The sequence below is a fragment of the Bacteroides luhongzhouii genome (genome assembly GCF_009193295.2).
In the GTDB taxonomy this organism is placed as follows: Bacteria; Bacteroidota; Bacteroidia; order Bacteroidales; family Bacteroidaceae; genus Bacteroides; species Bacteroides luhongzhouii.
This window is the reverse complement of record NZ_CP059973.1, coordinates 2,233,697-2,258,000: the sequence shown is the minus strand read 5'-3', so window position 1 is coordinate 2,258,000 and position 24,304 is coordinate 2,233,697. Positions and strand designations below refer to the sequence as shown.

18 protein-coding genes are annotated in these 24,304 nt (G+C 42.0%); 2 read left to right on the top strand and 16 right to left on the bottom strand.

What is annotated here, in order from left to right:
- Window positions 1-285 precede the first annotated feature (285 nt).
- The 13 genes from GD631_RS08125 to tig all read right to left on the bottom strand — a co-directional run bounded on the left by GD631_RS08125 (window position 286) and on the right by tig (window position 19,566).
- Window positions 286-2,853: a hypothetical protein gene (locus GD631_RS08125; protein ID WP_223225883.1), complete on the bottom strand. Its 2,568-nt coding sequence runs from the start codon at window positions 2,851-2,853 to the stop codon at window positions 286-288.
- A 229-nt stretch (window positions 2,854-3,082) separates the two neighbouring features.
- Window positions 3,083-4,270, bottom strand: a complete 1,188-nt coding sequence (locus GD631_RS08120; protein WP_143258990.1) for an OmpA family protein — start codon at window positions 4,268-4,270, stop codon at window positions 3,083-3,085.
- 103 nt (window positions 4,271-4,373) lie between these two features.
- Complete coding sequence (gene mutL / locus GD631_RS08115; protein WP_143258989.1) at window positions 4,374-6,266, bottom strand: DNA mismatch repair endonuclease MutL; 1,893 nt, start codon at window positions 6,264-6,266, stop codon at window positions 4,374-4,376.
- Window positions 6,267-6,283: 17 nt separating this feature from the next.
- On the bottom strand, window positions 6,284-6,583 hold the full coding sequence (locus GD631_RS08110) for a hypothetical protein (protein ID WP_143258988.1): 300 nt from the start codon (window positions 6,581-6,583) through the stop codon (window positions 6,284-6,286).
- Between the two features lies 1 nt (window position 6,584).
- Window positions 6,585-8,240: an OstA-like protein gene (locus GD631_RS08105; protein ID WP_143258987.1), complete on the bottom strand. Its 1,656-nt coding sequence runs from the start codon at window positions 8,238-8,240 to the stop codon at window positions 6,585-6,587.
- Window positions 8,241-8,262: 22 nt separating this feature from the next.
- A complete protein-coding gene (locus GD631_RS08100; RefSeq protein ID WP_143258986.1) occupies window positions 8,263-9,645 on the bottom strand; it encodes a peptidylprolyl isomerase in 1,383 nt (460 codons plus the stop codon).
- Window positions 9,646-9,654: 9 nt separating this feature from the next.
- Window positions 9,655-10,500: a peptidyl-prolyl cis-trans isomerase gene (locus tag GD631_RS08095; protein ID WP_143258985.1), complete on the bottom strand. Its 846-nt coding sequence runs from the start codon at window positions 10,498-10,500 to the stop codon at window positions 9,655-9,657.
- Between the two features lie 54 nt (window positions 10,501-10,554).
- A complete protein-coding gene (locus GD631_RS08090; RefSeq protein ID WP_143259152.1) occupies window positions 10,555-12,099 on the bottom strand; it encodes a peptidylprolyl isomerase in 1,545 nt (514 codons plus the stop codon).
- 143 nt (window positions 12,100-12,242) lie between these two features.
- Complete coding sequence (gene guaB / locus GD631_RS08085) at window positions 12,243-13,721, bottom strand: IMP dehydrogenase (protein WP_143258984.1); 1,479 nt, start codon at window positions 13,719-13,721, stop codon at window positions 12,243-12,245.
- Window positions 13,722-13,809: 88 nt separating this feature from the next.
- A complete protein-coding gene (gene recQ, locus GD631_RS08080) occupies window positions 13,810-15,990 on the bottom strand; it encodes a DNA helicase RecQ (protein ID WP_143258983.1) in 2,181 nt (726 codons plus the stop codon).
- Window positions 15,991-16,157: 167 nt separating this feature from the next.
- Window positions 16,158-17,402, bottom strand: a complete 1,245-nt coding sequence (gene clpX, locus GD631_RS08075) for an ATP-dependent Clp protease ATP-binding subunit ClpX (RefSeq protein WP_143258982.1) — start codon at window positions 17,400-17,402, stop codon at window positions 16,158-16,160.
- 2 nt (window positions 17,403-17,404) lie between these two features.
- Window positions 17,405-18,067 carry an ATP-dependent Clp endopeptidase proteolytic subunit ClpP gene (gene clpP / locus GD631_RS08070; RefSeq protein ID WP_004297164.1) on the bottom strand — a complete coding sequence of 221 codons (663 nt, stop codon included), beginning with the start codon at window positions 18,065-18,067 and terminating at the stop codon, window positions 17,405-17,407.
- A 143-nt stretch (window positions 18,068-18,210) separates the two neighbouring features.
- Window positions 18,211-19,566, bottom strand: coding sequence for a trigger factor (gene tig, locus GD631_RS08065; RefSeq protein WP_143258981.1), 1,356 nt, complete (start codon window positions 19,564-19,566; stop codon window positions 18,211-18,213).
- Between the two features lie 606 nt (window positions 19,567-20,172).
- Here tig and GD631_RS08060 point away from each other — a divergent pair.
- Window positions 20,173-20,418 carry an RNA-binding protein RbpC gene (locus GD631_RS08060; protein ID WP_004297160.1) on the top strand — a complete coding sequence of 82 codons (246 nt, stop codon included), beginning with the start codon at window positions 20,173-20,175 and terminating at the stop codon, window positions 20,416-20,418.
- A gap of 65 nt (window positions 20,419-20,483) precedes the next feature.
- On the opposite strand, the gene GD631_RS08055 is transcribed toward GD631_RS08060, so the two are convergent.
- Together GD631_RS08055 and GD631_RS08050 are read right to left on the bottom strand one after the other, a co-directional pair.
- A complete protein-coding gene (locus GD631_RS08055) occupies window positions 20,484-21,254 on the bottom strand; it encodes an ABC transporter ATP-binding protein (RefSeq protein ID WP_143258980.1) in 771 nt (256 codons plus the stop codon).
- Complete coding sequence (locus tag GD631_RS08050; RefSeq protein WP_004308627.1) at window positions 21,251-21,994, bottom strand: MlaE family ABC transporter permease; 744 nt, start codon at window positions 21,992-21,994, stop codon at window positions 21,251-21,253. The genes GD631_RS08055 and GD631_RS08050 overlap by 4 nt, the downstream gene beginning before the upstream one ends.
- A 75-nt stretch (window positions 21,995-22,069) precedes the next feature.
- Here GD631_RS08050 and lptB point away from each other — a divergent pair, with 75 nt between their 5' ends.
- Window positions 22,070-22,831, top strand: coding sequence for an LPS export ABC transporter ATP-binding protein (lptB, locus tag GD631_RS08045; protein WP_004308626.1), 762 nt, complete (start codon window positions 22,070-22,072; stop codon window positions 22,829-22,831).
- 125 nt (window positions 22,832-22,956) lie between these two features.
- Here lptB and der read toward each other — a convergent pair whose 3' ends face one another.
- Window positions 22,957-24,270 (bottom strand): ribosome biogenesis GTPase Der, encoded by a 1,314-nt coding sequence (der, locus tag GD631_RS08040; RefSeq protein ID WP_143258979.1) that lies wholly within the window; start codon window positions 24,268-24,270, stop codon window positions 22,957-22,959.
- Window positions 24,271-24,304 lie beyond the last annotated feature (34 nt).

Genomic DNA, 24,304 nt, shown 5'->3' with positions numbered 1-24,304 from the left:
AAGCAAATATAGAATTCCAGTCCTTAATGCCATATTAATTTTAGATTAATAGCGATAAAGCATTTCATCATTTTCGCATAAGTATCTAGTTATCAATGACGGTTTCATGATAAAAAAACAATTATTATTTGATGGTATAATGAGTGCCTTACATCGCAAGGATTTATTTCGGGCACCGATGAGGACAGGATCTAATATCGATGAAGGCATACCTCGCTATCGATGAGGAACTATCTCTTCACCGACCAACAGAAAGTACCGGAAAATTATTAATAGAGGATTAATTTAGAGTGAATTTATAATATCATCGTAAGAGAAATCAGGCTTGGCATTCAGCAAACGTTCATATTCAATACAGAACTTATCGAAACTTTGCTTGGACAAACCTTTCTGCCCCATCTGATACAAGACTCTGCATTTAGTGCGGATAGCGTCTTCGTCTATATTATCAACAAGCAGAATTACATCTGATATTTTCAGCAAAAGCCTGGAATCTTCTTTTATATCGGAACGGTTGACCACAGAAAGCAGTATTTCCGTCAACAGAACGTAGTAGGCTGACTTATATTCGTCAATCCATTCGGCACTGACGTTAGGGAGCAATGCGCCGGCACTCGCCAGGGATATGATTTTATTGATTATCTTTTTGTCCGTAATGGTATCTTTATCTTTTATCTGATCCAGCAATCTCATCACTTCCTGATAATCGCAGGTCACGTCTTTCCCCAAATTCAGATACCAGTAGCCGTTCTTATTTTCAATATTGATATCTCCGATTTTCTCTATGACCAGCCTTAGCTTTCTGATATTCACGTTTCTATTATTCGATGCACTGGACTTACTCATATCGAGCCAAAAGGTTTCATCCAGACATTGAGAAGTCGTTCCCTTTCCGTTCTTGATGGTATTCAGCAGTAAAAACAAGAATAATTGCTTAAGAGTAGGCGTAAAATCTCCCGTGATGTTATCGCCTTGCTTATCAAAGACCTGAAATCCACCCAATAATAAAACGGAAGATACTTTTTGTTCGGTCGGTTCTTCTTTGACCGATCTGTCTTTTACTTCTTCCGTAGCAACCGGACCGACTGCCACATTCACTATTCTCTTTCTCTTACTATGCAATAACCATATACTTCCTCCTATCAGGCACAGTAGTCCCGCCAAAATACCGGATATCAATATCACTGGCTTCATTCTACCAGTCTGATGAGGCAAAATATCTTCCTTAGACAAAGGTGGAAATGCTAGTTTATAAAATTCGATTTTAGATATTCCGGGCTCTTTTTCCTGCAACACCACGGCATAAATAGAAGATGTCTCTTTTTGCAGAAACATATCACAATAAGAATGAATATCGAGGAAGTTATAAACAATGGAATCACTCATCACTTCCTGAACCGGTTGTCCGGTCTCTATATCAAACCGGCTCAAATAAACAAAAGTATTATACCGGTCATTATTATATGTCAAAGCATATACACTATTCGACGGTGTATCAACAATCATTGAATTGCCGAAAGTAAAGTGCTGCCTGTCATTCACAAACTCCCATAACTTGGCACATTTGCCTGTTTTCAAATTCAATCGGTAAAGATCATAGAAGTTTCCTGGAGATTCTTCCTGCTTACCCGACTGATTGCCATAACCACCCATGATCAATAAGTAGTCTTCATTCTCCGCCCCCATCGCACTTAGATAGCGCGGAAACAGACAGGAATCAAGGGAACTGATCGACCATCCCTGCGGATCAGACAGGTTTATTCTGCTCAGTTGTGAATTATACCGGTGATTACCATAGCCACCAAAAACAATCAGTTCATCTCTCTTCTGATTGATAATACGATTATGATGCTGGCGGGTATCAATCATTACCGGAGTTTCTAATGTCCAGCATTTCCGGTCAAACTCATAGACATTCAAATCGTTAGAATCCGGTGTATAAGACAAGAGCCTGTTTCGTTTGGCATCAAAAATCATCTGGCTGGAAGCTCCTATATAAGGATGTCCTTTATAAGCAATCGAATCAATACGATTCGCCTTCACATCATAAACAAATAACGAACCGCCTCCTGCTATGAAAAAACGTCCCGACACATCGTCATAAGCCACCTGCGGATTGATATGACGCACATTCAACGAAGCTAGTGCCGCCCATTTAGTATGTTTATCTATCTCCCAAACACCATTACGTACAAAAGCCTGTTTATTTCTGACACTATCGTAAGTCTCATCTTTATCATGAGCAGCCAATTCCCATTTATAAAGCAGTTTACCTTGAAAATCAACAAGTTCTATATTACGAATGGTCATAGGAGGTACATCTGTAGAGAAAAAACGAGGATGCTTACTGCCTCCGAAATAGATCTTGATATCCTTAAAGTTGCTCAGGGAATGATTGATTTCCGCCTGGATACCGTCTGCGGCAATATGAATCTGATCTTTTGTGAATTGCAGATCGACATGTATCCATTTGTCCGCTACAATCTTTACCGAATCTGCAATCTCTGTATTCTTGACCACCCGGTCTTTGTCGGTCAATACAATATTAAAACGGGAATAAAGCAGGTAAGAGATAAAATCAAAGCAGGAAGAATCATCTGCTATGACCCGTACAACATACCCGTAAGTATACAGCTCATTTCTCAACTTTATATCGAATCCCACCGAGAAACCGTCCTCGGGAAAAGACAAAGAAGCCGCAGGAGTAAGATCTAGATTGGTCCGCTGATCCTGATTGGTAGAATGAGCCAGAAACGTGAGACCATAATCATAGACACTATTATCTATAACATTACTCTTGCATACCCATATATGCAATAAAAAGACTAAAGATAGAAGGTATCTACATTTCATAGTAACAATCATAAAAACCGGAATCTTTGTTCAAAAGTAAGAAACTTATGTCTAAGACCCATGCATTTGATTGCAATATTCGCAAAAAATTATAGGATATGCAAATCATTGGAAACAAAAAGACTCGCCCAAGTAAAGTATCCAAGGGGATATCTTTACCTGAGCAAGTCTTTCCTTTCATAAATACGGCCCACTTAACAGCCGCATCTATATTACAATATCAAATGTATTATTGAGCTGATTCTACCAATACAACACGATTCAGAATCGGTTGACCGAACTTGTCGACACCACCACCGGCTGCAACTTTCAGTCTATCGGCAGAGATACCATATTTCTTAACCAACAAGTCTTTAACAACCTGTGCACGTTCCAAACTTAACTTCTGATTGAAAGCAGGAGTACCAGTTGCAGAGTCAGCATATCCGTTGATTGTGTATGTAGCATTCGGAGATTCTTTTATCTTGCTGGCAAGATATGACAAGTTCATTTCTTCTTGCGGAGATAATTTATCAGAACCAATCTTGAAGAATACGGTACGCGGAGCAATGTTAGTATCTGTTATAACAATTTCTTCAGTATCTTCTACTTCTACCGGTTGTTGTGCATTTGCCAACTGTTGCTGCAATTGCATATTAGCTGCTGCCATTGCATTCATCTGATTACGCATCTGGTTCAATTCGAGTTCGGAGATAATCTGTGGAGTAGGACGTTGGAATCCGCGAGTCGGGAAGTAATAAGTCACCCCGAGGGTAGCACCTAAGATACCATCATAATCGGGTTTACCTCCATGTTCTCCGTCAAACTTACCTTCCAGACCTGTTGCGCTCAACTCCAGATTCAAGTCAACAGCATTCGACAAACGGAAGCGGTTGATAATACCTGCATTGAAAGTAGCGGAATTAGTGTGAGGACGAGAATAAGCATGAGCCCAACCGGCACCTATATAAGGGATAATTTCATATACGCGGTTCGGATTGTATCCACCGAAAAGCGCGTTCAGGTTAATCATCAAATCACCATGCAAGTTCATGTAGTCCCATCTTTGTTTGTAAGAGCCGTCTTCTCTCGGACCACCTACTACATAATTAGCAGTTTCACTGGTAGTGAATCCTTTTGCCTGCAATCCGCTGTATTGCAAACGTAATCCGAAACCTGGAGTTACCCATTTGCCGACAGACACATTAAATGTAGGAGCAACACGGTCTCTGAATTTGCCGATATGGTCATTGTTTCCATATAGCACCTGAGCACCACCTCCTACAGAGAAGAACCAGTTACTCCAGAAAGGATTAGTTATTACTTGATATTTATCTTGTACCTGAATCACTTCGTATTCAGTTACAGTCATTGTCTGCTGCGCAGAAGCGACAGACGCAACGCCGGCAAATGCCAGCAACATCAGAATCTTTTTCATATACCTAATAGTTAAGTGGTTATTTAAATCTTTTTCTTTGTTGAACTATTTAAATAACACGAACTGAACTAAAAGGTTTTAGAAAAAGATGAAATTATTTGTTTTATTTGAATAATCTTTCGATATCTTCCTCCTTGATTGTTGTCAAAACAGTTTTCCCATCGGGTGTGTAATTCGGTGAAGGACAGGCAAAAAGGTTGTCTACAAGGCTTACCATTTCTTCATTACTCAACACCTGTCCGTAAACAATAGCCGCCGCGCGAGCCAATGTTAATGCCAAAATACTTTGGATTTCTTCCTTGACGTCACTTCCTTTTTCCATCGCCGTATGCAGCATATTACGCACCAGTTCCACCGGATTCAGGCCTTCAATCCCCGAAGGAATACCATTAATGGCATAGCTACCGCCTCCCAGATTGCTCAAATCGAAACCGACTGCAGACAAATCATCCATAATACTTTGCAGTACAGCTGCTTCCGAAGCCGGCAATTGTAAGATTTCCGGGAACAAAACGCCTTGTGATACCCCCTGTTTCTGTTGGATCTGTACCATATAACGATCAAAAAGCACCCGTATGTGTGCCCGGTGCTGATCGATTAACATCAGACCGGATTTAACTGAAGTCAGGATAAACCGCCCTTTAAACTGCAAATGCTGATTTCCTTTCTCCATAACCGGTTCACTGGCATACAAAGTAGAAGAAGCGGCAGAGGTGACCGTCTCCATCTTTTCTTCAACGAAAGCAGGTTGGCCGCCAATAGAAGAGTCTTCCCAATCCATTTCGGGTTCCGGTTGCGGGTTATTCATCTTACTGGCTTTCGTCAGCCCTCCGTACAAATCTTCCCATTCCACTTTCGAACGGCTGTACGATCCGCCACCGGCAGAAACTTTAAACGGATTATAATCTGTATTATAATGTATCTTCGGAGGCTCGGAAGATATCTTTTCTTCAAATGCCGGGATGTCAGGCATATCTTCTGTATCAAAATCAATGGAAGGGATCGCACTGAATTTACCCAGCGACTCTTTCACGGATGCTGAAAGTATCTGCCAGATGGCCTGTTCATTCTCAAACTTGATTTCGGTCTTTGTCGGGTGGATATTCACGTCAATATTGGCCGGATCGACATCGAAATAGATAAAATAAGAAATCTGTTCGCCGACGGGAATCAACTGTTCATAAGCCTCCATGACTGCCTTATGAAAATAAGGATGACGCATATAACGCCCGTTGACAAAGAAATACTGATGTGTCCCTTTCTTACGGGCAGTCTCCGGCTTGGCTACGTATCCGGAGATTTTCACCATGGTAGTATTTACCTCTATATTCAGTAACTGCTGATTGAGCTTCTTACCGAAAATAGCAAGGATACGTTGACGTAATTGTGATACCGGAAGATTAAATAACTCCGAATCATTACTGTAAAGCGAAAAAGCAACATTCGGATGCACCAAAGCGATCCGTTCAAATTCGGCAAGGATGTTACTCAATTCTGTTGAATTAGCCTTTAGAAATTTACGACGGGCAGGTACATTAAAGAATAGGTTCTTTACAGAGAAGTTACTTCCTTTAGAACAGGACACGGCCTCCTGGCTTTCCACCTGAGAGCCTGCGATCACCAGCTTCGTTCCCAACTCTTCCGATTCCGGACGTGTCTTTAACTCTACCTGTGCCACTGCCGCAATGGAAGCCAATGCCTCTCCGCGAAATCCCATTGTACGCAAAGCAAACAGATCTGCCGCTTGACGTATCTTGGAAGTGGCATGCCGCTCAAAGGAAAGACGAGCATCCGTTTCGGACATTCCTTTTCCATCATCAATCACCTGAATGCTAGTTTTACCTGCATCAGTCACCAATACATGTATATTTTGTGCATCTGCATCAATCGCATTCTCCACTAGCTCCTTGATGACAGACGCGGGACGTTGTATCACTTCACCGGCAGCAATCTGGTTAGCTACCGAATCAGGTAACAAATGAATTATATCGCTCATACTTCGTTAATTAATAATTAAAAATTCCAGCTTCCTGTCGCCAGATAATGCCACAGATAGACAAGGAAAGCAATGATTATCAGTATGATTCCGAAAGAGACCGGTTTGCGGCCACTCGCTTTTCTTCTTTTCAAATGCGTAGTACCTTCGATGAACTTGCCGCGAATATCCTCCGGATTAAATTCCTTTTCCGGAAGCATCCCCAAGTCACGTTTGGCGTTCTCCTCCATCTTTGCGAGCTTTTCTTTCCGCTCGTCTACATAAATGTATTGATGATTAAAGCCGCGGGGCTTTCTCATTGAGTTAAACATTCCCATACTACTTCATATTAATTAAGTTTCGCTTTTCTGTTTTGGGTCGCCGGTCAGTGGTCGGTTTCAGTGTATCACCCGCACGCTTACTCCGCCAGTTAAATATATCATCCTTATTCAACGGACGGACATAGTCGAACCAGGCAAAAGTGGGAAGACGCAATTTATCAGGCGGTATCTGATCCATCGGATACATCGTTCCGTTGGATTTACCGACAAACAGTCCTTTTTCCATCTTCTTATCCTTCATATAAAGATGAAGTACACTACCTTCCAAACAATTAAAACCGGTCATCGTACTGTCTTTTTCTTCCGGATAGAAAGCGGTCAACACATTACCAACCACTTCAATATGACGCATATCTCCATTGACGAAATAGGCTTTCATTTCTTTGCCGGACACTTGGTTATAATGAATAGAATCTTTCATTTCCACCGTCAACGCCTGGTTGATAATATGTGCCCAGTCAATCGTACTGTCATTCATATAAATCTTGATCTGCTCGCCAAGTAGTTGCTGCCCTTCATTCCAAAGAATAGGATCGGTATACATGGTCATACAAGAATCCTTCGAATTATAGACCAATGAGTCACATACTCCCTGAACATCCGTACGATACATACGCACCTTATGGTAAGCCTTCATCAACCGGAAAACGGAATCCGTATTCAGGTTGTAAGACACTAACTGCAATGTATCGCCATGCATATAAAGACTGTCAGGTCCTTGCGAGTAGTCGATTGCCACAGCACGTTTCGTCGCAAACGCGGAGTCTGTCAATTCGTTATAGAAGCAATAATCACCCGTTAGCATATTCTTATTAATAGAATCTGTCATCTTCACATTATCAAACGCCTCTCCATAACCGATTATACGGTCATAGAACAGACTGTCGCCTACCAGTTTCTTTCCCTGATTGGTCAGGATTGAGCGGTCCAACAGTTCGGCTTGTTCGGTCAATGTGTTATAAAATCCCCGTTCCGAATAAATATGATTATTATCACTGACAATATTGGAGGGGCCGAGAATAACTGCGATTTTGTTTTCCGTATTATACCTTAACGTATCGGAAGTCAATACAAACTTAGGGTTTACCAACCTCACATCATGGTTGAATACCGATTGTTTCGTTGCAGGACTGTATTCCCCCCAATCGGAAGTCAATACATTCTCTTCATCCATCAAGGTTCCTCCCTCGAAATAATATCCGAGGTCGTAGAGACGGTCGTAGTTCAAACTATCTGTCAACAGAGTGGTGTTCCGATTAATCATCTTCACATTTTCACGAAGCTGCGCAATTTGCGTCATTCCGTCATAATAAAGATAATCACCGTAAATGAACAAAGTGTCTCCCTGTTCCATACGCACATTACTGAAGGCCTCTACCGAGTTGGTTTTCTCAAAAATCAGTGCACTGTCACAGTACATATACATACTGTCATGCCGCAATTTCACATTACCAATCAATACCTGCACATCCGGACGCGCCAACTTATCTGCCTGCCCTTCATCAGCATGAAGCAGATAAACTTTGGTCTTTTTATTCTCCGGTTGCTTCTTGTTGTTTTGTGCTACAAGACATACACCAAACAGGCACAGAAAGCCTATAAGGAGCCATCTATGCCTGTCTTGTTGTCTATTTTTCTTATTTGTTTTCAGCATATAAAATCAAAGCAAGGTTACATCAGTCCTTCTTAACCCAACCCGGATACTTGAAGTCACACTTCTGCCAGTTTTCGTTGATACGCACATAAGTATGCTTCTGCTTGTCCAGAATCCATTTCTGCAACACCTCTTCACGGCGTTTCTCCATCACAATTTCTTTTAGGTCCTGATAGTCTTCTGCAATGGTTGCTTTATGACCATTGATTTTTGCTTTCAACTTCACGATAGCACATACTTCTTTTCCATCTTTCTCATTAATCATTGTAAAGGCTTTGGAAATTTCACCTACATTCATCTTATCTATTACCTTAGCAACGTCTTGAGGAAGATCCTGCATCTGGAACTTAGAAGTAGTCACACCTGAATTTTCATTGATATTCACCATAATACCATGGTTGTTACGAGTATCCTTATCCTGTGAGATAACGGCAGCCGCATCATCAAATGTAAATTTATTGGCACGAATATCATCGGCAATAGAATCCAGACGAGCACAAGCCTCGGTCAATTCTTTTTCCGATACTTTCGGGCGCAATAAGATATGGCGAGTATTGACACGGTCACCACGCTTTTCAATCAACTGGATAATGTGGTAACCAAATTCCGACTCTACAATCTTGGAAACTTTCTTCGGATCTTGCAAGCTGAATGCCACATTCGCATAAGCGGGGTCCATCATACCACGCCCCATGAATCCACATTCGCCACCTTTAATGGCAGATGCCTTGTCTTCCGAATACAAACGCGCCAATGTAGAAAAATCAATCTCACCTTTGGTCACACGCTCAGTATAATCACGCAACGTCTTTTTTACATCCTCAATCTCCGAGATAGGAATTTTCGGTTGTAAAGTAATGATCTGCACTTCCACTTGTGTCGGAATATAGGGAATACTATCCTGTGGAAGATCTTTGAAGTAACGGCGTACTTCTGCCGGAGTCACTTTAATTTCTCCCACCAGTTTCTGCTGCATCTTCTGAACGGTCAATCCGTCACGTGCATTATCACGCAAAGTCTCACGAATCTGGGTGGAAGTTTTATTGAAATACTCCTCCATCTTCTCTCTGGAACCGATCTGCTGGATGTACATGTTGGTCATCATATCCACACGCTGGATGATTTCCGCTTCGGAAACCTCGATACTGTCTAACTTTGCCTGATGCAGGAACAACTTCTGCACGGCAATCTCTTCAGGAATTACACAATAAGGATCGCCATCAAATCTGCGTCCATTATACAAGGCATCCATACGGGCCTCTTCTACATCTGATTTCAAAATAGCTTCGTCACCTACTACCCAAACTACTTCATCAACCACATTATCTTGTGCATAGGTTGCCACATTAGCAAATATTGCCAGGACAAGGGTAACAACAAATCTAAAGTTCACAAACTTCTTCATTCTTTGTATTTAATAATTATATATAATCTTCTTCTTACTTACTGCCTGCTGATACAAGTCGTTCTTTACCTGTTCCATAAAGCTCACCCGTTTCTGATTAATCAGTAAGTCTTTCACTTCCGAACGGGCAAATTCATACGGTTTCTCTTCACCAATTCCGCGATAATCACTCACATTCAGGAAATAATAATATGCCGTATCTTTCAATTCTACCTGACGGTGTTTGTCTACATACTCTTCCGGTGCCTCTACTTTCAATGGAATCATATCCAATATATCAGTCACAGACACCCATTTGTCATAGAAGTATTCGTATTTCACCGCATTCTGCAAACTATATTTTTCCAGGCTCTCAACAGCATCCTGTTTTTCCGACTTATACCACCTGCGCACATTGTTCAGCTGGGGGGCCGTCAACGGCACTTTGATAAACAATCCCTTTATCAACGGGGTTTCCAGTTTAAACAGTTCTTTGTTTTTCCCGTAATATTCTGCAATCTCGTGTTCGGAAATATCATTCGACAACTTCTGGTTTATCAACTCCTGCTGATAAGTATGCATAATCAGCGCTTTCCGATAATTCTCCACCAGTTTGTCTACATCCACATTATCGGGAATATTGTTCGCAGCTTTCTCATATAATAAAATCTCTTCCGCCCAACTACGAATATAGTGTTCGGTGAAGAGAATACTATCATCTTTTGACAATCCGACCGGAAGCACGGACATCAAATCTTCTTTATATAAAAAGTTACCGTCCACCTCTACCAAAGGAGTCTTTCCTTTGTGGTCGCGCTGTTCTTTGCACGCTCCACAACCAAGAAGGGTAATCAGTAAGAGGACTAATATTCGCATTGGCAACTAAAATCTACTTATTTAAGGTACGAAGATAGTGAATAATCGGTTACATCAGTTATTATTAACTGTTTTTAAAACCTCTTGGTTTATTTCAACCTTACCAGACTCCCTCAATTCCCGTGCCCAGCACGTGTCAAGATAGCTTCGATAATCCTTCCGCACCTGATCAATCACTTCCCGATAATCATCCGGACCTTTCATTTTTTCGCCTATCACAATGGTAAAAGGATAAGACATTACAGGCTCAAAATCACCCTTCTTAAAAACCAGTTTATCTATATATTTATTGTCTCCGTCGGCAAAAATTCCTTGTTCAATCTGTATCTTTTCCGTCCCGGATGTATTAAAAGTTTGCCGAAGCTTGTCCGCCCACTCTTTTTCCGGCACTTTCTTCAGCATTTTTTTAGCTTGCTTTGCCGTCTTTTTATCAACACAATGGAGCACGACTCCCCTATATCGGGGACTCTCCCACCGATAATCCGACGAATGAAATTTGAAGTAGGTAGCCAATCCGGCCCGATCATTAGTGGCAGGCAACTCTATTTTCTGCCGTGTGATTTCTTCCACCAGATAGTTTTCGTCAGATTCCCGCAAGGCATAACGAATTTCCGGATGCTTTTTATCTATATTCCGGCTTTCATAATCCAATAATGATTTAGCTATAAACCCTTCCAACTGCCGTTTGACAGCTTGAGGATGAGAAGACGCAAAACGCGTAAACATAGCTCCGGTATATGCCTGTCCATCAATCGTAAACAGATTTTGTTCTGTCCGGCCTTTCGTCAACAGTTCTTCTATTGCTGCCTGATTCGGGGTATACTGCCATGCCTTTTTCAATCGGTCGAGCATCTCTGCCGTACCTTTGTCTAAAATCTCCTTACGCCGTAACCGCTCTATCAACCTGCCACTGACATTTTCATAAGCCGATGTTTCCTCCCGGTCAATCACTTTCAAGATATGAATTCCTTCAGGAGTGAAGAAAGGCTGTGATACCGCATCTTTCGCCAAAGAGAAAGCAACATCCTCGAATTCACTCGTTGTCTCCAGACCTTCTATCCATCTACTCCGCTTATCATCCGAACAGTTTTCCACCAAACGGTTAAAATTCAAATCCGGCTGATTCTGTATCATCCGGTATATAGAATCCATCCGGGCTTTTTCTTCTTCCAAATGACGGGAAGTAACCGTCTGCGGTAAACGTTTAAAAATTTGTATGACCTGCACCCGGCCGCTACGTGCTTTCAGTCCCATCTTCTGATACAAGATACGGGCACAACTATCCATCACTTGTTTGTCAATCAGATAAGATTCTACCAATTCTGCCCGACGCTTCTCGTGTTGTTTACGGAAAACAGCAGTCGTATCAAGTCCGGCAGCCCTGGCTGCTTCCACCTTCAATTTCGATTGAGCGAAAAGTGTCGCATATTCTTTTGGTGAAAGCCGGGCATTTGAGCGTTCCGCATAACAGCGATATGCATATTCAAATTCCGAACGGAGTATCTCTCTTCCGTTAACACGCATCAACACCGGATCTTCTTGAGCAAAGACCGCGACAACAAAGAGAGAAATACATCCCAACAACAGGCTTCTTTTCATCATCATCTTTTTATTTTCCAAACAATAAACAACAAGCATCACAGAGGCAATAACAGATAAACAACAAACGGTGAGCAGTGAACACCTTGCTGACAATACAGCCTGTTCACCGTTCACCGTTAATAGTTCACCGTATCTATCTATTATTCCGGACGGCTATAGTTAGGCGATTCACTAGTAATCGTCACGTCGTGCGGATGGCTTTCCATTACACCTGCATTGGTAATTCGGGTAAACTTAGCGTCGTGGAGTTTATCAATATTGGCAGCACCGCAGTATCCCATACCTGCACGCAAACCACCTGTCAATTGATAAACAACTTCGAAAAGTGTACCTTTATAAGGAACACGGGCAGCAATTCCTTCCGGAACAAGCTTCTTCACATCAGCAGTTCCACTCTGGAAGTAGCGGTCTTTCGAACCGTTCTCCATCGCTTCCAACGATCCCATACCACGATAGGATTTGAATTTACGACCATTGAAGATGATAGTGTCGCCCGGAGATTCTTCTGTTCCGGCAACCAATGATCCGATCATTACGCAATATCCACCGGCGGCCAACGCTTTTACTACGTCACCCGAATAGCGCAAACCACCATCGGCAATCAAAGGAATACCTGTACCCTTCAATGCTTTTGCTACATCATAAACAGCAGACAGCTGTGGAACACCTACACCGGCAACCACACGAGTGGTACAGATAGAACCCGGGCCGATACCTACTTTCACCGCATCCGCTCCTGCTTCTACCAAAGCTTTCGCAGCTTCTCCGGTAGCAATATTACCCACTACGATATCAATGTTCGGGAAGCGTTTTTTAGCTTCTTTCAGTTTTTCAATCACAAACATAGAGTGACCGTGAGCTGTGTCAATCACAATTGCATCCGCACCGGCATCTACCAATGCTTGCATACGATCCAGCGTATCGGCAGTCACACCTACACCGGCAGCTACACGCAAACGTCCTTTGGCATCTTTACAAGCCATCGGTTTATCTTTTGCTTTTGTAATATCTTTATAAGTGACAAGACCAATCAACTTTCCATCCATTCCGACAATCGGAAGTTTCTCAATCTTATGTTTCTGAAGAATCTGTGCTGCAGATTCCAGATCAGTAGACTGGTTTGTTGTTATCAATCTTTCTTTCGGAGTCATGACAAGATCAATATGTTTAGTCATGTCTCTTTCGAAACGCAAATCTCTGTTAGTAACAATACCAACCAAGTAACCTTCATCATCTACCACAGGGATACCACCGATTTTATATTCCGCCATGATGTCCAGCGCATCCTGCACAGTAGAACCTCTTTTAATAGTTACAGGATCATAAATCATACCATTTTCGGCACGTTTTACAATAGCAACTTGCCTTGCCTGTTCTTCGATAGACATATTTTTGTGAATCACACCGATACCGCCTTCACGAGCAATGGCAATAGCCATTTTCGCTTCGGTAACCGTATCCATGGCAGCCGTCACAAAAGGAATTTTTAACTCAATGTTTTTTGAAAACTTAGTCGAGAGATCGACAGTGCGCGGTAAAACTTCAGAATAAGCAGGGATCAACAATACGTCGTCGTAAGTTAACCCATCCATTACAATCTTATCAGCAATAAATGACATAGGGCTATGCGTTTAAAAATTATTGCGTGCAAATATACGGTTTTTATTCAAAACCGCATACCTGCACGCCTATTTTTTTCGCTTTTTTTTAATTAGCCATTTCAGAGATGAACTTAATACGTACCAAGCGAACTTCCTCTTCAGTGAAGTCATCGCCTAATTCATCAAGCGCATCATCAATCTTATCAGTGGTAGATTCCTTGAAATAATCGTAGATATCGAGCATATGATCTTCATCCATGATTTCTTCCAAGAAATAATCGATATTCAGTTTGGTTCCCGAATAGACGATAGCTTCTACCTCGTCCAGGAGCTCACCGAACTCAATTCCTTTGGAAAGAGCGATATCATCTAACGCCACTTTACGGTCAATAGCCTGAATGATAGCTACCTTCATCTTAGATTTATTGGCAACCGTACGTACCCGCAAGTCTTCGGGACGTTCTATTTCATTCTCTTCACAATGGCGTTTGATTAATTTACAGAACTCCTCACCATAACGTTTTGCTTTTCCGGCACCTACGCCCGGTATATTCTGCAACTCATCCAATGTCACCGGATAAATGGTAGCCATCGCTTCCAAAGACGGATCCTGGAAGATTACATAAGGCGGTACTTCCAGTTTCTTCGAGAGCTTCTTCCGCAAGTCCTTCAACATAGAATAAAGAGCAGGGTCTACCGCACAGGAACCACCGCCACGTGCCGGAACTTCTTCTTCCGTCTCTTCAAAGTCGTTATCTTCGGTAATCTTGAATGACTTCGGCTTCTTCAGGAACTTGTGTCCCTCTTCCGTTACTTTCAGGAGTCCGTAATGCTCCACATCCTTGCTCAAGTAACCCGCGATCAGCGCTTGACGAATCACTGCGTTCCATGTTTTATCCTCTTCACCCATACCGGAGCCGAAGACTTCGAGATCTTCATGCAAATGCGCCTGTACTTCGGAAGTTTCTTTACCTTGTAGTATGTCTATAATATAATCTGCCTTAAAATTTTCTTTCACCGCGATAATCGCTTCAATCACGGCACACAATAACTCTTGAGCCTCCACTTGTTTTTTAGGGTTTAAACAGTTGTCACAATTTCCACAATTCTCTTCCGTATATTCTTCACCGAAATAATGCAGCAACGTCTTGCGCCGGCATACGGAAGATTCGGCATAAGCAGCGGTTTCCAACAGAAGCTGCTTGCCAATTTCCTGCTCTGCCACAGGTTTTCCTTGCATGAACTTCTCCAGTTTCTGCAAGTCTTTGTTTGTATAAAAGGTTATGCACTGACCTTCACCGCCATCTCTACCGGCACGTCCGGTCTCCTGGTAATACCCTTCCAGACTCTTTGGAATATCGTAGTGAATCACAAACCTTACATCCGGCTTGTCGATTCCCATACCGAAAGCGATAGTTGCTACAATAACGTCCACTTTTTCCATCAGGAAATCATCCTGATTCTTAGTCCTGGTCAACGAATCCATTCCAGCATGATAAGGACGCGCATTGATACCGTTTGCCTGAAGGATTTCAGCAAGTTCCTCTACTTTTTTCCGGCTAAGGCAATAGATAATGCCCGATTTTTCCGGATTGTTTTTGATAAACTTGATAATATCCCTATCAATATTAGCGGTCTTCGCGCGTACCTCATAATAAAGGTTCGGACGGTTGAACGACGATTTGAAAACTTGAGCATCTACCATTCCCAGATTTTTCTGGATATCATGCTGCACCTTCGGTGTCGCTGTTGCGGTCAACGCAATCAACGGAGCCTTTCCTATTTCGTTGATAATAGGGCGAATCCGCCGATATTCCGGTCGGAAGTCATGTCCCCATTCAGAAATACAGTGAGCTTCGTCTACTGCATAGAACGAGATTTTCACCGAACGCAAAAATTCTACGTTTTCTTCTTTCGTCAGCGATTCCGGTGCCACATATAGCAATTTTGTCTTTCCGGCAAGGATGTCTGACCTCACTTGGTCTATCGCACCTTTGTTTAATGAAGAATTGATAAAATGGGCGACGCCATCTTCTTCACTGAAATTGCGCATTGCATCCACTTGATTCTTCATCAACGCAATAAGCGGAGAAATTACAATTGCCGTACCTTCCATCAAGAGCGAAGGTAGCTGATAGCATAAAGATTTCCCGCCACCGGTAGGCATCAGTACAAAGGTATCTTTACCATCGAGCAAGTTATCAATGATCGCTTCCTGGTTTCCCTTGAACTTATTAAATCCGAAATACTTCTTCAGTTCATCTGTTAAATTAATCTTCCCTGCCATCTTAACTTAGGTTGTTTTATTCAGTTCATGGTTTAACTTTAAGTACGTCCCTTTTTCAAGAGAGCCAAACAAAGTTATAAACAACTTCGTAATTACCAAGCAAAATGCGACTAATATTTTCAAGAAAATACAGTTACGATTATTTACTGCAGTCTTACTCTTTGATTTTAAGCGGTTTGTAGTCGTGCCATATTCGCTTTTTCCAGTTGCATCTTAGCATAATCCAGCGTCACTTCATACTCTTTTTTGTCCTCTGAAGGGATTTCAAACATGACATCCATCATGATTGTTTCCACAATTGAACGCAATCCACGGGCACCCAGCTTATATTCTACCGCCTTATCGACGATATATTCGAAGACAGCATCTTCAAATGTGAGCTTGATACCATCCATTTCAAACAGTTTGATGTACTGCTTGATGATAGAGTTTTTCGGTTCGGTGAGGATAGCACGAAGCGCATCCCGATCCAGCGGATTCAAATAGGTCAGTACCGGAAGACGACCGATAATTTCGGGAATCAGTCCGAATGACTTCAAATCCTGCGGAGCGATATACTGCATCATGTTATTCTTGTCCACCATCGCTGTTTTCTGCGATGCCGTATAACCTACGACATGTGTATTCAACCGTTGGGCGATCTTCTTTTCGATACCGTCGAAAGCGCCACCACAAATAAAGAGAATATTTTTGGTATTTACCGGAATCATCTTCTGGTCCGGATGCTTACGGCCACCCTGGGGAGGTACGTTCACAACAGAACCTTCGAGTAATTTCAGCAATCCCTGCTGTACACCTTCACCGCTCACATCGCGAGTGATGGAAGGGTTATCTCCTTTGCGGGCAATCTTGTCGATCTCATCGATAAACACAATACCCTGCTCTGCTTCAGGTACATTATAATCTGCCACCTGAAGCAAACGGGTTAAAATACTTTCGATATCTTCGCCTACATAACCGGCCTCTGTCAGCACCGTAGCGTCTACAATAGTAAACGGCACGTGCAACAACTTAGCAATCGTACGTGCAAGCAACGTCTTTCCGGTTCCGGTACTACCTACCATAATAATGTTCGACTTTTCAATCTCCACATCATCCCCGCTGTCTTTTTGCAACAGACGCTTATAATGGTTATAGACCGATACGGAAAGGAAGCGTTTCGCATCATCCTGTCCGATCACATACTGGTCGAGGAATTTCTTGATTTCTACCGGTTTGGGCAGTTCTTTTAAATTGAGTTTGGTAGCTCCCGCGCTTTTCTTGCCTTCGCCCAATGCTTCCTGAGTGATCTCATAAGCCTGGGTAGCACAGCTGTCGCAGATATAGCCGTTCATTCCCGTAATCAGGAATCCGACTTCATTCTCCGACCGTCCACAGAAGCTACACCTTTTCTTTGTCTTTGAATCAGCCATTTTTATTTCTTAATCAATACCTCATCAATCATACCGTATTCTTTCGCTTCCTGAGCTGTCATCCAGTAGTCGCGGTCAGAGTCCGCCCATACTTTATCGAAATCAGTATGCGAATGATCGGCGATGATCGTATAAAGTTCTTTCTTCAATTTCTGAATCTCACGAGCTGTGATTTCAATGTCCGACGCTTGTCCTTGCGCACCACCCATCGGTTGGTGAATCATCACACGTGAGTGAGGCAACGCCGAACGTTTGCCTTCAGCACCGGCAACAAGCAGTACAGCTGCCATTGAAGCTGCCATACCTGTACAAATTGTAGCAACATCACTTGAAATAAACTGCATCGTATCATAAATACCTAGTCCGGCATATACACTTCCACCCGGAGAGTTGATATAGATAGAGATATCCTTACCCGGATCAACAGAATCCAGATACAGCAACTGTGCCTGAAGCGTATTCGCTGTATAGTCATCTACTTGTGTACCGAGGAAAATGATGCGGTCCATCATCAAACGGGAGAAAACATCGAGTTGAGTAACGTTCAACTGTCTTTCTTCCAGAATATAGGGATTCAAATACCCGGCCTGCGATTTAATCACATCATCCAATACCATGCCATTCATTCCTAAATGCTTGGTTGCGTATTTTCTAAAATCATCCATGTTAATTGTTCCTTTCTTATAAATTAAAAATAAACGTAAGTACAAAGAAACGAAAAAGAATACAGAGACACAAAAAAACACAGAGTTATAATTTTATAAAAACTCTGTGTTTCTGTGACTTTATATTCTATTCAACCGAATGATTATTCAAACAGCTTATTGAATTCTTCGATCGAAACGTTCTTGTTTTCCAAAGTAACCTGCGCTTTCAAAGCAGCAGCCAGCTTCACTTCTACAACACGACTTACCAGATTATTGATAGTTTCTTTCTTCTTCAACATCTCCTGTGCATAGTTGTCAAGCACATCATCAGGGATAGACAACATACCGTATTGAGCAAACTGTGCCTTCGTTGTTTCTCTAGCCATCTTCAGAACATCTTCCTGTTCTACTTTGATATCGTTTGCTTCAACCAACTGCTCCTTAATCAGGTGCCAAGTCAATTCCTCGATGCTCTTATCATAGTTTTCAGCAACATATTCTTCACCCTTTTCTTCGTTGTTCAGCAACATGATACGTTTCAGCAGAGCGTCAGAGAATTCCAACTTACCTACTTTTTCCATCATCACTTTGCGAATATCGATCAGGAACTTATAATCGCTGTCAGCAACAAATCTTGCTGCCATTTCTTCTTTAATCTTAGCGCGGAATTCTTCTTCAGTCTTCACAACACCTTCGCCGAATGCCTGGTCGAACACTTCCTGTGTCAATTCACCCGGAACAAAACGAGTGATTTCTTCTACCTGGAAGCTGAAGTCAGACTTAACGTCTTTCGCGATTTCCTTGTCGATCTTCAACAAAGAACCCAGTTCTGCAGCATGTCCGTCATAAGCAACATTCGGATTGAACACCAATACATCATTTACTTTTGCATTAGCAAAAATAGCTTTCTGATCGTCATTCTTCATATAAGCAGGCATCAACACAGCAGCTTCTACCTGAATACCACCTTCTTTTGTATTACCTTCTTCGTCCAACTGTGCCAGCAGACCTTTCAGCATATCATTATCTTCGTAGGCGTCTACCTTATCATACTTGCCAGTGCGTTGAGTGTACATCTTCACCTGGTTGTCGATCATTTCTTCAGAAACTTCGATAGAATAATAATCTACTTTATCTTTAGTGCTTACTTCTGCTTTAAATTCAGGTGCCAAAGCGATATCGAACACGAAATCGAATTCTTCCATTGTATCGAAATCAATATTCTGTTGCTTTTCTTCATTAGGCAACGGCTCGCCCAGCATATTCACCTTATTTTCTCTAATATAATTGTAAACAGCTTCTTGCAATGCCTTATTCACAACTTCTGCAATCACCGATTTACCATACATCTTTTTAATAAGACTTGTCGGCACCATACCTTTACGGAATCCTGGAATCTGTGCCTTCTGACGGAGTGATTTCAACTCTTTGTCTACTTTCTCCTGATAATCTGCTTTCTCAAGCTTTACAGTAAGCTCTGCGCTTACTTTGTCAATGTTTTGTAATGAAACGTTCATTCTGACAATTATTTATTTGATTTATACTTTGTTCTATACTCAAAGAGGGTGCAAAATTAGTGCTAATCTTTCAAATTTCAAAAGACATTGCAGATTTATTTCAGCAACGCCACCCATCTTTCACACATCTTTTATTAATATTCCACTGATATTCCATCCATTAACTATATAAAATCCCCATCACCCCGCCCGCCAGGTTCCCCCGGCCCACTTTTTTCTCCGTCAAGCGAGCGCCCGTAACGAAGCGTCAAAAAGGGCAGACTGTTTGAGCGTAGCGAGTTTCTGCCCTTTAGCGCAGTGAAGGAAGCGAGTAGGAGAAAAAAGTCAGCCTTGAACTTTTCTTTGGTTCTTTCTTTTCTTTCAAGAGAAAAGGAAAGAACTTTTTTCTGATAATCCGCAAATTAACCTTCCAAAAAGATGGTTAATCCAAAAATTATTCTTTTCTTTGTTGCGGATTGATGGAGCATTAGTTTCTCGATTTGATTACAAGGTTTTTACTTCCGTTACAAAAACGCATCTGTAAACTCTCTGTCGTTTTAATCTTTTTATTAGTAACCATCTATCCAGAGAGTTTTATTCATTTATTTATTTTTTATCATTTTCATTATGAACATTTATGTTGGAAACCTTAACTACCGTGTTAAGGAAGGAGATCTGCAACAAGTGATGGAAGATTACGGAGCAGTATCATCAGTTAAAGTTGTTATGGACCGTGAAACCGGTAAATCCAAAGGATTCGCTTTCATCGAAATGGAAGACGACGCTGCAGCTGCAAAAGCTATTGCTGAATTGAACGGAGCTGAATACATGGGCCGTACAATGGTAGTTAAAGAAGCTAGACCTAGAGCTTAATTGCCGACGCTAATATAGCTAAGAAAAAAAGAAACTTCTGTCACCCGATGACAGAAGTTTTTTTATTACCCTTCCATTCCCTGCACTTCCACGTCCTTCACCTTACGGAGCAAGTCTGAAGCAAAGATAAAGTTATTCAGTCGTTCGTTGGTAGAGGTAAAGATATCATCTTTTGTCCCTTCCCACTCTTTATGTCCTTCATAAATATAAATCACCTTCTCGCCAATTCCCAATACAGAGTTCATATCATGCGTATTGATAATGGTCGTCATGTTATATTCCTGAGTAATATCATGGATAAGATCATCAATAACCAATGACGTTTTCGGATCGAGTCCCGAGTTCGGTTCATCACAAAACAAATATTGCGGATTCAGGGCAATCGCACGTGCAATAGCCACACGCTTCTGCATACCCCCGCTGATTTCTCCCGGAAACTTATCTTTCGCTTCCCCCAGATTCACACGATCCAAGCAGAACATCGCCCGTTTGGTACGGTCACGCAAAGTATCATTGCTAAACATATTCAGCGGAAACATCACATTGTCCAACACCGTCATCGAGTCAAACAGAGCCGCACTCTGGAAAATCATCCCCATCTCCTTGCGAAGCATCTTTTTCTCCTTCTTCCCCATCAAGACAAGGTTACGTCCGTCATATAAGACTTCCCCCTTCTCCGGAGTAAGCAATCCTACAATACACTTCATCAACACTGTCTTACCGGAGCCACTCTGACCGATAATCAAATTCGTCTTTCCATTTTCAAAACTAGCATTGATATCACTCAATACTGTTTTATCATCAAATGATTTATAAAGTCCTTTAATCTCAATCATCCCATCAGAAGTTTAGTTAATATCAAGTCCGCAAACAGAATCAATACACTGCTGGATACTACGGCATCCGTAGAAGCCTTTCCCACAGCAATCGATCCACCATCTACCGTATATCCGAAGAAAGCCGACACACTTGCAATAATAAACGCGAAAAAGAGGGATTTGATGATACCGGCCCAAATAAACCACTCCACAAACATATATTGCAATCCATATTCCAGATCGACCGCATTCATAACCCCGGCAAACCAACACGTGCAAAAGGCACCGATAATTCCGGCAAAGATACTGAACGTCACTAAAATAGGAATCACAGTTACCATCGCCGTAATCTTAGGCAGAATCAGGTAGTTCGCCGAATTGATACCCATAATTTCGAGCGCGTCAATCTGCTGCGTCACCCGCATCGTTCCTAATTCCGAAGCGATATTCGAACCTACTTTTCCCGCAAGAATCAAACACATGATAGAGGAAGAAAATTCCAGCAACATAATTTCACGTGTCACATATCCCACTGTCCAGCGAGGCATCCACGGACTTTCGATATTCAACTTGATCTGGATGGTAATAACCGCGCCGATGAAAAACGAAATCAACAGCACGATGCCGATGGAGTTCACACCTAATTGCTCCAACTCGTTAAGGTATTGCCGGAAAAACATACGCATACGTTCAGGACGGGAAAAAGTCCGTCCCATCAGCATGAAATATCTCCCGACGGTTCTCAATGCTTTTATCATAACTCACACTATTTGTCTGCAAATGTACATTATTTCAGCTTATTTTTACTACATTTGCCGCAAAATAACTAGAATATGGAAGAAAGCAAGATGGTGCTCCGCACGGAAGACCTGGTTAAGAAGTACGGTAAACGAACCGTTGTGAGCCACGTTTCCATCAATGTGAAGCAAGGTGAGATTGTAGGTTTGCTGGGACCGAACGGTGCCGGTAAGACGACTTCATTCTATATGACTGTAGGGCTGATTACTCCGAATGAAGGACGTATTTTCCTCGACGACCTGGAGATTACCAAATATCCGGTTTACAAACGCGCACAAACGGGAATCGGCTACCTTGCACAGGAAGCTTCCGTTTTCCGCCAGATGAGTGTGGAAGATAATATCGCCGCTGTACTGGAAATGACTAACAAACCCAAAGAATATCAAAAGGAAAAACTTGAAAGTCTGATAGCAGAATTCCGTCTGCAAAAGGTACGCAAAAACAAAGGAAACCAATTGTCCGGAGGTGAACGCCGCCGTACGGAGATTGCCCGTTGTCTTGCCATCGACCCCAAATTCATCATGCTTGACGAACCTTTTGCCGGTGTAGACCCGATTGCCGTAGAAGATATCCAGCAAATTGTATGGAAACTGAAAGACAAGAATATCGGAATCCTGATTACCGACCACAACGTACAAGAGACACTTAGTATCACTGACCGCGCCTATCTGTTGTTCGAAGGAAAGATTCTTTTCCAGGGAACACCGGAAGAATTATCGGAGAATCAGATTGTGCGCGAAAAATACTTGAGTAACAGCTTCGTTTTACGTCGTAAAGACTTCCAGTTGGAGAAATAGATTCACCACAGAGGACACAGAGTTTTATTTTATAAGAAGACACGGATTGCCCCAATATATATTTATATAGTTGAGACAGTCCGTGTCTTTGATTTATTATTTCTCTGTGTCCTCTGTGGTGAATCTTATTTCTGTCGAATATAAATATTAATCGGAGTACCTGTCAGATTCCATTTCTCACGCATCTTATTTTCGAGGAAGCGTTTGTACGGATCCTTCACATACTGCGGCAAGTTGGCAAAATAGACAAATGAAGGCACCTGCGTATTCGGCAACTGTGTGATATATTTAATCTTGATATACTTACCTTTATTTGAGGGAGGCGGATAAGCCTCGATCAACGGAAGCATTTCTTCATTCAAACGAGCCGTCGGAATTTTTGTCGTCCGGTTCTCATATACATTACGTGCTTCTTCCAGCACTTTTAGAATACGTTGTTTAGTCAATGCAGAAGCAAAGATGATTGGAAAATCGACAAACGGAGCAAAACGTGAACGGACAGCTTCCTCAAATGTCTTCTGCACTTTCACTGATTTATCTTCCACCAAGTCCCATTTATTAATCACGACTACCAATCCTTTCTGGTTCTTTTGTATCAGAGAGAAGATATTCAAGTCCTGGCTCTCAACACCCCTCGTTGCATCCAACATCAGAATACAAACATCAGAGCCTTCGATGGCACGAATCGAACGAATCACTGAATAATATTCCAAGTCTTCATTTACCTTGTTTTTCTTACGGATACCTGCCGTATCTACCAGGTAAAAATCAAATCCGAATTTATTGTAACGAGTATAGATCGAGTCACGGGTAGTTCCTGCAATTTCTGTCACGATATTACGTTCTTCCCCAATAAAGGCGTTTACAATGGAAGACTTGCCGGCATTCGGACGTCCTACTACAGCAAAACGGGGAATATCATCATCCAAGATTTCAGAAGACTCCTTCTTGAAATTGCTGACAATCAAATCCATCAAATCACCCGTACCACTTCCTGTCATGGCAGAAACACAATACGGATCGCCCAATCCCAATTTATAAAACTCGGGAGCGTTATACTGTAAATCATGATTATCCGTTTTATTGGCAACCATAATCACCGGACTATTAGCACGGCGCAGAATAGCCGCTACCTGCATATCCAAATCGGTCACTCCATTCATCACATCCACAACGAACAAAATAACGTCCGCTTCATCCACTGCCAATAATACCTGCTTACGGATTTCCTCTTCAAAAACATCATCCGAATTAACCACCCATCCGCCGGTATCCACCACGGAGAACTCACGACCCAGCCACTCGGACTTGCCATATTGCCTGTCGCGGGTTGTACCCGCTTCTTCATTCACAATAGCCTGACGAGTCTTCGTCAGACGGTTAAATAAGGTAGACTTGCCCACATTCGGGCGTCCTACAATTGCAACTAAATTACCCATAGTTCAATACCTTGTTTTTTCACGACTATCGCAG